The 13853-nt window shown below is 58.9% G+C and carries 11 protein-coding genes and 1 pseudogene; 9 read left to right on the forward strand and 3 right to left on the reverse strand.

Translation table 11 applies throughout. From position 1 onward, the window contains the following. Positions 1-2: 2 nt before the first annotated feature. The 3 genes from ACR0DS_RS10060 to secA form a co-directional block, all read right to left on the reverse strand. Positions 3-1559 carry a phosphate ABC transporter substrate-binding/OmpA family protein gene (locus ACR0DS_RS10060; RefSeq protein ID WP_480559228.1) on the reverse strand — a complete coding sequence of 519 codons (1557 nt, stop codon included), beginning with the start codon at positions 1557-1559 and terminating at the stop codon, positions 3-5. 24 nt (positions 1560-1583) lie between these two features. Next, positions 1584-2501 (reverse strand): hypothetical protein, encoded by a 918-nt coding sequence (locus ACR0DS_RS10065; RefSeq protein ID WP_480559230.1) that lies wholly within the window; start codon positions 2499-2501, stop codon positions 1584-1586. A 100-nt stretch (positions 2502-2601) separates the two neighbouring features. Next, positions 2602-5319 (reverse strand): preprotein translocase subunit SecA, encoded by a 2718-nt coding sequence (gene secA, locus ACR0DS_RS10070; protein WP_480559232.1) that lies wholly within the window; start codon positions 5317-5319, stop codon positions 2602-2604. Positions 5320-5496: 177 nt separating this feature from the next. Here secA and ACR0DS_RS10075 point away from each other — a divergent pair, with 177 nt between their 5' ends. The 9 genes and pseudogenes from ACR0DS_RS10075 to ACR0DS_RS10115 all read left to right on the forward strand — a co-directional run bounded on the left by ACR0DS_RS10075 (position 5497) and on the right by ACR0DS_RS10115 (position 13853). Continuing rightward, positions 5497-6345, forward strand: a complete 849-nt coding sequence (locus tag ACR0DS_RS10075; protein WP_480538338.1) for a peptidylprolyl isomerase — start codon at positions 5497-5499, stop codon at positions 6343-6345. A 5-nt stretch (positions 6346-6350) separates the two neighbouring features. After that, positions 6351-7577 (forward strand): bifunctional glutamate N-acetyltransferase/amino-acid acetyltransferase ArgJ, encoded by a 1227-nt coding sequence (argJ, locus tag ACR0DS_RS10080; RefSeq protein WP_267363934.1) that lies wholly within the window; start codon positions 6351-6353, stop codon positions 7575-7577. Then, on the forward strand, positions 7574-7972 hold the full coding sequence (mutT, locus tag ACR0DS_RS10085; protein ID WP_209506934.1) for an 8-oxo-dGTP diphosphatase MutT: 399 nt from the start codon (positions 7574-7576) through the stop codon (positions 7970-7972). The genes argJ and mutT overlap by 4 nt, the downstream gene beginning before the upstream one ends. Before the next feature lie 111 nt (positions 7973-8083). Beyond that, positions 8084-8356 (forward strand): annotated as a pseudogene (locus ACR0DS_RS10090) (DUF6869 domain-containing protein); the annotation flags it as partial. Positions 8357-8607: 251 nt separating this feature from the next. Then, positions 8608-10599 carry an AMP-binding protein gene (locus tag ACR0DS_RS10095; protein ID WP_480492782.1) on the forward strand — a complete coding sequence of 664 codons (1992 nt, stop codon included), beginning with the start codon at positions 8608-8610 and terminating at the stop codon, positions 10597-10599. A 78-nt stretch (positions 10600-10677) separates the two neighbouring features. Then, entirely contained in the window at positions 10678-11496 is an 819-nt protein-coding gene (locus tag ACR0DS_RS10100; RefSeq protein WP_480559234.1) for an ABC transporter ATP-binding protein, read from the forward strand. A 29-nt stretch (positions 11497-11525) separates the two neighbouring features. Then, a complete protein-coding gene (locus ACR0DS_RS10105) occupies positions 11526-12512 on the forward strand; it encodes a branched-chain amino acid ABC transporter permease (RefSeq protein ID WP_480559236.1) in 987 nt (328 codons plus the stop codon). Positions 12513-12515: 3 nt separating this feature from the next. Beyond that, positions 12516-12773 (forward strand): hypothetical protein, encoded by a 258-nt coding sequence (locus tag ACR0DS_RS10110; RefSeq protein WP_209506939.1) that lies wholly within the window; start codon positions 12516-12518, stop codon positions 12771-12773. 3 nt (positions 12774-12776) lie between these two features. Next, a complete protein-coding gene (locus ACR0DS_RS10115) occupies positions 12777-13853 on the forward strand; it encodes a branched-chain amino acid ABC transporter permease (protein WP_480482437.1) in 1077 nt (358 codons plus the stop codon).

Genomic DNA, 13853 nt, shown 5'->3' on the forward strand with positions numbered 1-13853 from the left:
GGCTACTGCACCCAAATCTCGACCCGCCGGTTGACCTTGCGGCCCCATTCGGTGTCGTCGCAGGCCATGGGCATCGCCTCGCCAAACCCTTCGGCGGTAACCGCGATACTGTCAGGGACCGGGGCTTCAAGCGCGGCGATAACCGCGTTCCGCACGGTTTGCGCGCGCCTCAGGGCGATGCGGGCATTTGAAACGGCACCCCCGTCCCCATCGCTGAAGCCTGCAAACACCACCTTGCGTGCCTGCAACGTACCCGCGTCCAGCATTTGCGCCAGTTGCTGAATATTGGCGCGTGACTGCGCGTCCGGACGGGACGATCCGGGTTCGAACCGAACCGACAGGGACAGGCGCGACAGGGGGCGCAGGGTCTTGATCATGCGTTGCAATTCCTCAAGCCCAACCTCAGTTCCACCAGTGACGACCGCATTGGCAAGCCGGTCCCCCTGCACGCCAACCGGCAGGGTTTCAGCCGATTGATCCACATATCCTGCGTCACGTATGGCCATCTGCGCCTCGGGGCTTTGGCTATAGGCCAGAAACTGCCGCGCAATCCGGGGCAGGCGTCGTTCCGGCAGATACAGGAACATGGGCATATTCAGCGGGTAATCTTCAGTCTTGATCGACTGGCGGGTCGCGGCCAGCGGATGCCCGCACCCGCCGGTCAACGGCAAAGCGCGGGTGCCATGGGCCGATGCCTTGCTGGCGACCCCGATGGAAAACGGATCCTTTGCCACGGCCGCGGTCAGGTCATGTATGCGATTGTGGCGGATCGCCGTATCGGTCAGGTCCACACCGGCGGTTTTCAGAATCTGATCCTCGACCGCCTGCGCCAGACCCGACCCGGCCTCTGGCACATGCAGTGCAATAGGGGCATCCGGCCCACCCAGCTGTGCCCAGTTGCTGATCTCTCCGGACAGAATACGAGCCATATCTGCCAGAGAAACCTGCCGCATCACGCTGTCGGGGGCCACGACCGGGACCATGGCATCCAGTGCAATGACCCGCGACCGACGGGCGCGCTTCAGATCGCCCAACCCCGCAGCCTCGGCAGCCTCCCGCTCAGCCTCGCGCATCTCGCGCAGGGCCATCACGATATCCGCCCGGTCTGCGATCAGATCACTGAACCCGCGATCCGTGGTGCCCACGTCAAAGAAAAACCGTGCCAGCGGCGCCGCCCGACCTGCCTGATGCAGCTCGTAAACAAAGGTGTCCTCATCCACGCGGGCGGGAGTCGCGGTCAGGTCTTCCTGACGGGCAAAGCCGATGATCAGGGCGGGCAGCACCGTTTCCGCCATCACCGATGATCCGGAAAACTGCACTTCGGCGACGAAATCGATCAGGTTGGGGCAGGCGGGCCCCTCACAAGTGACGCCCGAGCCATCCACGGTCAACGTCCCGAATTGCGTATCGACGCGATAGAACTCACCGTCAAAGCTCAGCAGATTGCCGGTCACTTCGACCTTGCCATCATGCGAGGTCAGTGTGATGTCCTGCCCAAAAGCACCGGTCGCCACCGTCACGGAAAACAGCGCAGCCACCGCCACACGGAAAAATGTCATAAGAGGTTCAAGCCTGCCTGCGGATTACTTTGCCGCGATTGTCAGGTCTGAGAGCAGATTATTCAACACCAGAAACTCGCCTGCGCGCGAACAATCCGGCAGAGTCACGGACATGTCGCGCGACCGCAGGCGGCGGTCCGACAACAACTCCAGCGACTGCACGTTCAGCGTGTGGCCGCAATTTGCATCGGTCACTTCGGCCTCGACAGTCAGGTCAATCGTGCCCGACTGTTCCGATGTACTGGCCGGGAAAGAATACACTTCGATATTCTGAGTGATCCCGGAACCGGACTGGCCCAGACGCACAACCTCTCCGGCGCCTTCGGCAGATGCGTCATCCCAGACATGGCCATCCGCGCCATAGCTGGCACCAAATTCCAGCGCATGAATCTGCAGCTCGGTATCACCCTGCCATTGCAAGACAACACGATCAAAACCGGCTATTTCGGGAACGTGAGTGGTGGCGACAGTGCCTGTTTCATCTTCGAAGGAAAACAGGAAGATCGCGTATTCCGAAAGGGCCGGGATCGCCATGTCCAGCGCGCCGCTGGCATCCGTCATCTGGCTAACAGTCAGGCCGCTATGGTGAATTTCAATCCGCTCGTTCTTGTGGCAGGGCGCTTTCAGCGACAAGTGTGCCAAGGCACCGGGTGCTGCGTTTGCGTGCGCGCTGATCCGGCAGTTCGATGTCTTGGGGGCAGTGGGTACAGCGCGGGGTGCCGGTGTAACAGTGACCGGATCGGCATCTGATACGGTGGCCGAAGTCAGAACGATACTGTCCAGTCCCGACAGAATCGAAGACTGATCGGCAACAGAGGCCACATCGACACCGCCCTGCGCGCGGTTCTGCTGCGCAGCCGGTCCGTTCTGCATCAGATAGCCTATGCCCAGGGCACAAGCGACCGTTCCGCACATGGTTACGTAGTTGCGAACTACAAACAAGACACCCTCCCCAGTTGAAGGAGCAGCTTGCACTCTCGCCACCAATCGCGGCCAATTTGTGGCCGCGAGACGGACTCATTGTGATTAAAGGGTGTTAACGTCAGGTCAATCTGCCGTGGCAGTGTTTGAACTTCTTGCCGGATCCGCAGGGGCACAGGTCGTTTCGCGACGGGTTACCCCAGGTCGACGGATCACTCTCATCAAACCCCGGCAGGGCATCGCCTGACGCCGCCGCTTCGGCCTTGGCCTCGGCCTGACTCGCGGCCTTGTCCACGGCCTGCTGTGCCTGTGCTTGTTGCGCCGCCATCTGCGCCAGCATTTCCTTTTGCTCTTCTTCGGTCAGTGGACGCACGCGCGACAATTGCTGTGTCACGGTTTCCCGCAAACCGTCCAGCATGGATTCGAACAGCTGGAAGCTTTCGTTTTTGTATTCGTTCAGCGGATCGCGCTGGGCATAGCCGCGGAAACCCACGACCGAGCGCAGGTGCTCCAACGTCAGCAGATGCTCGCGCCATTTGCTGTCGATGGTCTGCAACAGAACCTGCTTTTCGATGTTGCGCATGTTTTCGGGACCAAAGGCAACCGCCTTCTGGGCCATCATCTCATCTGCGGCCTTGACCAGGCGCTCGCGCACCTGCTCGTCATCCACACCTTCTTCGGCAGCCCAGTCCTGAACCGGTGCATCGATGGTCAGCTTGTCCTTGATCGCCGCATGCAGACCATCGGTATCCCACTGTTCCGCATAGGATTTCGGCGGCATGTATTCGTCAATCAGATCGTCGATCACCTGCTCGCGCATATCCGAGACGATCTCGGACAGGTCATTGGCCGACATGATCTCGCGACGCTGGCTAAAGATCACCTTGCGCTGATCGTTCATAACGTCGTCGAATTTCAGAACGTTCTTGCGCATGTCAAAGTTGCGGCCCTCGACCTTGGACTGCGCGCGTTCCAGCGACTTGTTCACCCACGGGTGAATGATCGCCTCGCCTTCTTTCATGCCCAGCGTGGTCAGCACCTTGTCCAGCCGTTCCGAGCCAAAGATGCGCATCAGGTCGTCTTCAAGGCTCAGGTAGAACACGGTACGGCCCGGATCGCCCTGACGGCCCGAACGGCCGCGCAGCTGGTTGTCGATGCGGCGGCTTTCATGGCGTTCGGACGCCATCACATAAAGGCCCCCTGCGGCCAGAACCTTTTCTTTTTCTTCCGCGTGGCGCGCCTCTTCTGCGGCGCGCAGCTCCGACGGATCAGCCTCGGGGTTGTCCGCAATCGCTTGCAGCACCTTCATCTCGACATTGCCGCCCAGCTGAATGTCGGTACCGCGACCGGCCATGTTGGTGGCGATGGTTACCGCGCCCAGACGGCCGGCATCGGCGACAATCTGCGCCTCCTGCTCGTGCTGGCGGGCGTTCAGAACGTTATGGGCGATGCCTTCCTTGGTCAGCATCTGGCTCAGCAGTTCCGATTTCTCGATCGAGGTCGTGCCCAGCAGAACCGGCTGGCCCTTTTCCTGCGCCAATTTGGTCTCTTCGATCATCGCGCCATATTTTTCCATGGCGGTGCGATAGACCTGATCATCCTCGTCCACACGGGCAATCGGCTTGTTGGTCGGAACTTCGACTACGCCCAGGCCGTAAATCTCGGCAAATTCCTCGGCCTCGGTCAGGGCGGTCCCGGTCATGCCGCCCAGCTTGTCGTAAAGGCGGAAATAGTTCTGGAAGGTCACGCTGGCCAGCGTCACGTTCTCAGGCTGAATCTGCACGTTTTCCTTGGCTTCGATGGCCTGATGCAGGCCCTCGGACAAGCGGCGGCCCGGCATCATGCGGCCCGTGAATTCGTCGATCAGAACAACATTGCCGTCGCGCACGATGTAATCCTTGTCGCGCTGGAACAGCTTGTGCGCGCGCAGACCCTGATTCACGTGATGCACAACGGTCGTGCTTTCCGGGTCATACAGCGAATGGCCTTCGGGAATCAGGCCGGCAGCCAACAGTTGCTGCTCCAGAAACTCGTTACCCTCATCCGTGAAGGTCACGTTGCGGGCCTTTTCGTCCAGCGTGTAGTGTTCGTCGGTCAGGCTCGGGATCAGCGCATCGATGGCGGTATACAGGTCCGAGCGGTCCTGCGCCGGGCCCGAGATGATCAGCGGCGTCCGCGCCTCGTCGATCAGGATCGAATCGACCTCGTCCACAATCGCGAAATTGTGGTGCTTCTGGTAAACCTGTTCCAGATCGGCCTTCATATTGTCGCGCAGATAGTCAAAACCCAGCTCGTTGTTGGTGGCATAGGTGATGTCGCAGGAATAGGCGGCCAGTTTTTCCGCGTCAGGCTGGCCCGACCAGATCACGCCGGTGGTCATGCCCACGGCAGCAAACACCTTGCCCATCCATTCCGCGTCGCGCTTGGCCAGGTATTCGTTCACCGTGACCACATGCACGCCCTTGCCGGTCAGCGCGTTCAGATACGCCGGTAGGGTCGCGACCAGTGTCTTGCCCTCACCCGTCTTCATTTCCGAGATGTTGCCCTGATGCAGGAAAACACCGCCCATCAGCTGCACGTCAAAGGCGCGCAGCCCCAGCGCGCGGCGGGCACCTTCGCGCACGTTGGCAAAGGCTTCGGGCAGCAGATCGTCAAGACTTTCGCCATCCAGCGCGCGTTTGCGCAGGTCTTCTGTCTTGTCGATCAGGCCCTGATCGGACATTTTCTCGAACTCGGGTTCCAGCGCGTTGATCTTCTCGATCAGGGGGCGGGTCGCCTTGATCTTGCGGTCGTTCGGTGTTCCGAACACCTTTTTGGCGAGCGTTCCGAGTCCCAGCATGTTCACTCCAGCGGATCTGTTCTTGTCTTGGTTTTTGACAGGCTTGCCCACCTTGCGCGCAACCCATAGATACGGGGGGTGAAAGGCGGCCCTGTCCAAGGCTTCAAAGCGATGTAAGCGGCAGGTTCCAGAGTGTCAACGCTGCGCCCTGCCGCGGCAAGGAAATAGGATGATTCAATGCCCAAAGGCCTCACTTTTCTGCCATCGCTGGCTCTGACCGCCATGATGGCCTTGCCGCTGGCCGCTGAAACCCAGCCGGATGCATCCACTGTGGTGGCGCGTGTGAACGGGGATGAGATCACTTTGGGTCACGTGATCGCTACCGTTGCCGCCCTGCCGCCGCAGTACCAGCAGGCCGAAGATGACGTATTGTTCGACTTCGTGCTGGAACAGCTGATCCAGCAGCAATTGCTGGGGCAACAGCAGGACGGGCTGAACAAACTGAACACGCTGCGGCTGAAAAATGAAGAACGCTCACTTCTGGCGGTTCAGACCGTCACAGCCCTGACCGATACGGTTGTCACAGACGAGGCCATTCAGGCAGCCTACGACGCGCAGTACAACGATTTCGCGGGTGAAGACGAATTCGATGCCAGCCACATTCTGGTCGAGACCGAAGAACAGGCCAACGACCTCAAGGCGCAGCTTGATGACGGCGCCGATTTCGCCGAGCTCGCGCGCGCGCACTCCACCGGCCCGTCCGGCCCCAATGGCGGTGCTCTGGGCTGGTTCGGCAAGGGCCAGATGGTACCGGAATTCGAAACAGCCGTGGTCGCGCTCGAAAAAGGGCAGGTGTCCGATCCGGTTCAGACGCAGTTCGGCTGGCATGTGGTCAAGCTGAACGACAAGCGCAAAACCGAAGCGCCCGCGCTGGACGCCGTGCGCGAAGAGCTTGCGCAAACTGTTCAGCAGGACGCCATTCAGGCGCGCATCGATGAACTGACACAGCAGGCCCAGATCGACCGCCCCGCTCTGGAAGGTGCCGGACCCGAAGTCCTGCGCCAGCTGGACCTGATTCAGGAGTAATCCCCGTGGCCAAGATCACCAAGGTTTCGCCGCTGGCGCCAGCGTCCTTCCCTGATTTGCCTGCAATTGACGGTGTGCGGTTCGCCACCGTCGCGGCGGGCGTGCGATATCAGGGCCGCACCGATGTCATGCTGGCCGTGCTGGACCCGGGCACATCTGTGGCCGGGGTCTTTACCCGTTCAGCCACGCGTGCCGCCCCGGTTCTGGATTGTCAGGACAAGATCGGCGGGCCCAGCGATGGCCCGGCGGCGATCCTGGTGAACTCGGGCAATGCCAATGCCTTTACCGGGCATTATGGTCAGACCTCGGTGGCCGAGGTGACGCAGGCCGTCTCGAAGGCGACAGGTGTTCCGGTCGAGCGGGTCTTTACCTCCTCAACCGGCGTGATTGGTGAACCGCTGGCGCATGACCGCATCATTGCCAAGCTTGAAACGCTGAAGGCGGGTCTCAGCCGTCACGCGATCGAAGACGCCGCACGCGCGATCATGACCACGGACACCTTCCCGAAAGGGGCCGTGGCGCAGGTCGAAATTGATGGCAAAACAGTCTCTATTGCGGGGATTTCTAAGGGTTCCGGCATGATTGCGCCCGATATGGCGACCATGCTGGTCTATATCTTTACCGACGCCCGGGTCGAACAATCGGCGTTGCAGGCGATGCTGGGTGCGCAGACAGACCGGACGTTCAACTGCATCACCGTGGACAGCGATACATCCACCTCGGACAGCCTGCTGCTGTGCGCCACCGGCGCTTCGGGTGTGGACGCCACCGGCAATGCGGCCTTCGCCGAGGCGCTGGAAGCTGTGATGCTGGATCTGGCCCAGCAAGTGGTGCGCGATGGCGAAGGTGCCACGAAATTCGTCGAGATCCGCGTGACAGGGGCCGCAACAGACGCTGACGCCAAGATCCATGGCCTTGCCATCGCCAACTCTCCGCTGGTCAAAACCGCCATCGCGGGCGAAGATCCGAACTGGGGCCGTATCGTCATGGCCATCGGTAAATCCGGTGCCGCGGCGGATCGCGACCTGCTGAGCATTTCGTTCGGCGACATCCTTGTGGCCGAAAAAGGCTGGGTCAGCCCCGATTACAGCGAAGACGCAGCCGCCGCTTATATGAAAGGTCAGGATCTGGTCATCGCCGTTGATCTGGGTCTGGGCGCGGGCAAATCCACCGTCTGGACCTGCGATCTGACCCACGGATATATCGAGATCAACGCGGATTACCGCTCGTGAAAACCGTGTTGGTTTCAGCTGTCGCCCTGATCGACATCGAGGGCCGGGTGCTGGTGGCCCAACGCCCCGAGGGTAAATCCATGGCCGGTCTTTGGGAGTTTCCCGGCGGCAAGATCGAACCCGGCGAAACCCCCGAGGCCGCCCTGATCCGCGAATTGCACGAGGAGCTGGGCATCGATACCTGGGCCTCGTGCCTCGCCCCCCTGACCTTTGCCAGCCACAGCTATGACGATTTCCACCTGCTCATGCCGCTGTTCGCCTGCCGCAAATGGCAGGGTATCCCGCAGTCGAAAGAGGGGCAGGCGCTGAAATGGGTCCGCGCAAATGACCTGCGCAATTACCCCATGCCCGCAGCGGATGTGCCATTGATTCCTATTCTAAGGGATTGGTTGTAGTGAGGGAAACGTAATATGGGCAGCGGTGCGCTGATTAGAAAATTCGTTTCGTCTTGGTTAAGTTTTTAAAGAAACCCGGCAGGCAGTCAGCGTTGGCTCGAAAGCGAATGGGTTGTTGATGCCCGTATTAGTTGGGCACATGAAAAACCGCATGTTCTTTGGAGCGCAATTTGCGATTTATCAAAGAAGGAGCTGAGCGAATGGGAAATTGGAATGCTTGGTTCCGGGCCTTTAGAGGATCTGTTGAATGAGCACTATACAGAGTTCTCCAGAGTGGTTTTTAAAGAAGCTCTAACCAATAAAACTTTGGTCGCGGCATTGTCATGTGTTTGCCCTCCAGATGATTTCCAGCACGAGTTTGAAATCGCTTGTGAGAAGCTCTAGCTAGAAAGATCTTTAATTATCGAGGACTCCGATGCTGCGAGTATCGGGTCAGGTGGTTCGAATTTTCCGACGCAAGGCGATCTGTACAATTTGTACAAAACGTAACATCACCCCTCTGCACCTGTTACAATTCGTAAGAATTGAGAAAACATCAGGAAAAAGTTGACGCTGATCGTGCGGGTGTCCCAAATCGGGGCACTGGCATCCGGGGGCTTTCCCGGATCCGCCATTTCCGGCTTTGAGGAGGCCGGATGGGGAGGAGAAAAAGATTGGCTCAGACGCAGTCGGGCGCCGAAGGGTTGCACTCCCTTCCGGCGCTTCTACACCGCAACGCGACCCAGTTCGGGGATGCCCCGGCCTATCGGGAAAAAGAATTTGGGATCTGGCAATGCTGGACCTGGGCTGAAGCGGCCAAGGAAATTCGCGCGCTCGCCCTTGGATTTCTTGAAATTGGCGTTGAGCGCGGTGACCACATTGCCGTGATCGGACGCAACCGGCCAGCGCATTACTGGACCATGGTCGCGGCACAGATGGTCGGTGCAGTTCCGGTGCCTCTGTATCAGGACGCAGTCGCCGAAGAGATGACCTATGTGATGGAGCATTGCGGCGCGAAATATGTCGTCTGCGGTGATCAGGAACAGGTCGACAAGGTCATCGAGATTCAGGAAAAAGTGCACCAGATCAAGCACATCCTCTATACCGACAAGCGGGGGATGCGGAAATACGACCACAGCCAGATGAACGCGCTGGAAGACCTCATGGCCGAAGGTCAGGCAGGACATCAGCGGTTTGATGCAGAGCTGGACAAGCGCATCTCTGAGATCACCTATAACGACACCTGCGTCATGCTCTATACCTCGGGCACAACGGGCAAGCCCAAGGGGGTGGTTCTGTCGAACCGCAATGTGATCGAAAGCGCCAAGAATTCAGCGATCTTCGACCATTTGACCCGCGATGAAGATATCCTTTCCTATCTTCCGATGGCATGGGTCGGGGATTTCATCTTTTCCATCGGTCAGGCCTATTGGTGTGGGTTCTGCGTGAACTGCCCGGAAAGCGCCGACACGATGATGACCGATCTGCGCGAAATCGGGCCGACCTATTTCTTCGCCCCACCGCGCGTGTTTGAAAGCCAGCTGACCAATGTAATGATCCGGATGGAGGATGCGAGCAAGCTGAAGCAGCGCATGTTCCATCACTTCATGGCGCATGCCAAAAAGGTGGGTGGCAAGTTGCTGGATGGCAAACCCGTCGGGTTTGGCGACCGGATGAAATACGCGCTGGGTAACCTGCTGGTCTACGGGCCGCTCAAGGATACGCTGGGCTATGGCCGGTTCCGGGTTGGTTATACAGCGGGTGAAGCGATCGGACCGGAAATCTTTGATTTCTATAGATCTTTGGGCATCAACCTGAAACAGCTTTATGGCCAGACCGAAGCAACCGTTTTCATCACGGTGCAGCCGGATGGCGAGGTTCGGGCCGACACGGTTGGCGTGCCCGCGCCGGATGTCGAGATCAGGATCGACGACAAGGGCGAGATCCATTACCGCTCACCCGGCGTGTTTGTCGAATATTACAACAACCCGGATTCCACGGCATCGACCAAAGATGCCGAAGGCTGGGTGGCAACGGGTGATGCCGGGTTCATCGAGGAAAGCAGCGGCCATCTGCGGATCATCGACCGCGCCAAGGACGTGGGCAAAATGGCCGACGGGTCCATGTTTGCGCCGAAATATGTCGAGAACAAGCTGAAATTCTATCCCGATATTCTCGAGGTCGTTCTGTTCGGAAACGGCAAGGACCGCTGCGTGGCCTTTATCAATATCGACCTGACAGCGGTCGGCAACTGGGCGGAACGCAACAACGTGGCCTATGCCTCCTATCAGGAACTGGCAGGCCATCCGCGTGTGTTAGAGACGATCAGGGCGCATGTGGAAGAGGTCAACAAATCGGTAGCAGCTGATGAAATGCTGTCCGGTTGCCAGGTGCATCGCTTTGTCGTTCTGCACAAGGAACTGGACGCTGATGATGGTGAGATGACGCGCACCCGGAAAGTGCGGCGTGGGTTTGTCGAAGAGAAGTTCCACGACATCATTGCGGCGCTTTATGACGGGTCCGAAAGCGTGTCGACCACGACCGAAGTGACCTATGAAGATGGGCGCAAGGGATCGATCAGCGCGACGCTGAAAATCGTGGATGCGCCGGTCGTACCGGTTGCGCAGCACAAGGTGGCAGCGGAATGAGGGCCGCCATTGCACCGCTAGACCTGCGGCCATCGCCACGCCCGCTATCCCGTTTTTGCGCAAGTCAGGGAGTGACTGATGCTGGATAACGCCGAAGGATATGTTACCGAAGACGGCCGCAAGATCGGCGGTGTGGTGATGGAAATGAAGAACATCACCCTGCGCTTTGGCGGCGTCGTGGCGATCAAGGACATCTCGTTCGATATTCGCGAAGGCGAAATTCGCGCCATCATCGGGCCGAACGGGGCCGGAAAATCATCCATGCTGAACGTTATCTCGGGGTTCTATGTCCCGCAGGAAGGCGAGGTCTGGTTCCACGGATCAAAACGCCCAGCGATGCGGCCCTTTGAGGTGGCGCAGCAGGGGATCGCGCGGACGTTCCAGAACATCGCCCTGTTCGAGGGGATGAGTGTTTTGGACAACGTCATGACCGGGCGCTTGAACTTCATGCGGACCAACATCCTCCAGCAGGCCTGGTGGAAGGGAAAGGCCGAGGCGGAAGAGGTTGAAAACCGTGAGGCGGTTGAGAAAATCATCGATTTCCTTGAAATCCAGCACATCCGCAAGACGCCCGTTGCGCGCCTGCCTTATGGCCTGAAAAAACGCGTCGAACTGGCCCGCGCACTGGCGGCAGAACCAAAGCTCTTGCTGCTGGATGAACCGATGGCGGGCATGAATGTCGAAGAGAAAGAGGACATGAGCCGCTTTATCCTCGATGTGAATGACGAATTCGGCACCACCATCGCCCTGATCGAACACGATATGGGCGTTGTGATGGACCTGAGCGACCGCGTGGTCGTGATGGATTACGGAAAAAAGATTGGTGACGGTACACCCGACGAGGTGCGCAACAATCAGGAAGTCATCGACGCCTATCTGGGGGTCAGCCATGACTGAGACCAAAGCAGATATCCGGGGAGGCACATATGCCTGAGCAGTTAATCTTTGCCACGGAGGTCATCCTTAACGGTCTGATGGCCGGGGTGCTTTATGCGCTGGTCGCGCTGGGTTTTGTGCTGATCTACAAGGCGTCGGGAATTTTCAATTACGCGCAAGGGGTTATGGCCCTGTTTGCGGCGATGACACTGGTCGGGATCATGAACGGGCAGGTGCCTTTCGCGCATTTGATCAACGCGACCTTCGGCACTCATGTCTACAACTTCGGTTGGACCATCCCCGCCCTGCTGGCGATCATCCTGACAATGGGCGTGATGGTTCTGCTGGCCTGGTGTGTGCAACGCTTTGTCATGCGGCATCTGGTTGGGCAGGAGCCGATCATCCTGTTCATGGCGACGATCGGTCTGGCCTATTTCCTTGAAGGCGTGGCCGACCTGATGTGGGGCTCTGAGATCAAGACGCTGGATGTGGGTCTGCCCCAGGGCATCAACCTGTGGATCGACGAGGTCACCTTTAACATCTTTGGCTATGGCTTCTTCATCGACAACCTCGACATCGTGGCAACCGTGATTGCGGCGCTTCTGGTGGCGGCGCTGGTGGCCTTCAGCCAGTACACAAAGCAGGGGCGGGCCATGCGCGCGGTGGCGGATGACCATCAGGCGGCACTTTCGGTCGGGATCTCGCTCAACTTCATCTGGGTCATGGTCTGGTCGGTGGCCGGGTTCGTGGCGCTGGTCGCGGGGATCATGTGGGGCACCAAATCGGGCGTGCAGTTCTCGCTGTCGCTGATCGCACTCAAGGCGCTGCCGGTGTTGATGCTGGGCGGGTTCACTTCGATCCCCGGTGCCATCGTCGGCGGACTGATCATCGGTGTGGGCGAGAAGCTGTTCGAATTCTCGGTTGGCCCGCTGGTCGGCGGTGCGACCGAGAACTGGTTCGCCTATGTGCTGGCGCTGATCTTCCTGGTGTTTAGACCGCAGGGTCTGTTCGGCGAGAAGATCATCGAGAGGGTGTAACGCATGACCAAGCTGATCGCCATCATCAACGTAATCGCATGGGCGGGGTTCTGGGCCTTTGGCTATATCGCGCTGACCTCGAATGACCTGACTGACAGCCAGTTGACGATTGCCGCGATCCTGGCCTTTGCCGGTCTGATCATGGGTGTTCTGGCCTACCTGAAACTGGTGCGCGCCTCTGAGGCGAGCGGATATGCCAAAGGGTCCAGCCAGCTGGACGCCGCGACCCGAAACCGGGCGCAGGAAGAATGGGGAAAGTAACAGATGTTCTATCGTGAGGCCGGAGATTTCAAAACCTCCTACGTGGATGACAGCCAGACTTTCCCGATCAAGTTCGACCGGTACCGGTACTATGTCGTTCTGGCGGTGGCGTTCGGGATCATTCCGTTCATCATCAACGACTATTGGGCAAACGCCCTGCTGCTGCCCTTTCTGATCTACGCCATTGCGGCGATTGGGTTGAACATACTCGTGGGCTATTGCGGGCAGGTTAGCCTTGGTACAGGCGGCTTCATGGCTGTTGGCGCCTATGCCTGCTACAAGTTGATGACCGCATTTCCAGACGTCAGCATGTTCATTCATGTCCTGCTGGCTGGTGGCATTACCGCGATTGTAGGCGTTTTGTTTGGCCTGCCTTCCCTGCGGATCAAGGGGTTCTATCTGGCGGTGGCCACGCTTGCGGCACAGTTCTTTCTGGTCTGGCTCTTCAACCGGGTACCGTGGTTTTACAACTACTCGGCCTCGGGTCAGATCAACGCGCCCGAGCGTGACGTGTTCGGCATTATCATCTCGGGCCCGAACGCCCCGGCCTGGGCGACCTACCTGTTCTGCCTGATCTTCCTGACCTTCAGCGCGATTATTGCGCGCAACCTGACCCGCGGCACGACCGGGCGGACATGGATGGCGATCCGCGACATGGATATCGCCGCCGAAATCATCGGGGTGAACCCGTTGAAAGCCAAGATAAGCGCTTTCGCTGTCAGCTCGTTCTTTGTGGGCATCGCAGGGGCCTTGTTCTTTGCCGTCTATCTCGGCGCGGTCGAGGTGGGCGAAGCATTCGGCATCCAGAAGTCGTTTCTGGTGCTGTTTATGGTGATTATCGGTGGATTAGGCTCGATTTTCGGGTCTTTTGCCGGGGCGGCATTCCTGGTGCTGCTGCCGGTTCTGCTCAAACTGGTTGGCGTCGATCTTCTGGGTTGGCCGACCGATATCGTTGCCCATCTTCAGCTCGTGATCGTGGGCGCGCTGATCATCATGTTCCTGATCCTCGAGCCCCACGGTCTGGCCCAGTTGTGGCGCGTGGCGAAAGAGAAACTCAGACTCTGGCCGTTCCCGCACTGA

Source organism: Ruegeria sp. AF5, from assembly GCF_056541905.1.

What these genes read in the sequence shown, in the direction of transcription:
- ACR0DS_RS10060 (WP_480559228.1), bottom strand. Translation starts at nt 1,559, where the DNA reads ATGACATTTTTCCGTGTGGCGGTGGCTGCGCTGTTTTCCGTGACGGTG.
- secA (WP_480559232.1), bottom strand. Translation starts at nt 5,319, where the DNA reads ATGCTGGGACTCGGAACGCTCGCCAAAAAGGTGTTCGGAACACCGAAC.
- ACR0DS_RS10075 (WP_480538338.1), top strand. Translation starts at nt 5,497, where the DNA reads ATGCCCAAAGGCCTCACTTTTCTGCCATCGCTGGCTCTGACCGCCATG.
- ACR0DS_RS10095 (WP_480492782.1), top strand. Translation starts at nt 8,608, where the DNA reads ATGGGGAGGAGAAAAAGATTGGCTCAGACGCAGTCGGGCGCCGAAGGG.
- ACR0DS_RS10100 (WP_480559234.1), top strand. Translation starts at nt 10,678, where the DNA reads ATGCTGGATAACGCCGAAGGATATGTTACCGAAGACGGCCGCAAGATC.
- ACR0DS_RS10105 (WP_480559236.1), top strand. Translation starts at nt 11,526, where the DNA reads ATGCCTGAGCAGTTAATCTTTGCCACGGAGGTCATCCTTAACGGTCTG.
- ACR0DS_RS10110 (WP_209506939.1), top strand. Translation starts at nt 12,516, where the DNA reads ATGACCAAGCTGATCGCCATCATCAACGTAATCGCATGGGCGGGGTTC.
- ACR0DS_RS10115 (WP_480482437.1), top strand. Translation starts at nt 12,777, where the DNA reads ATGTTCTATCGTGAGGCCGGAGATTTCAAAACCTCCTACGTGGATGAC.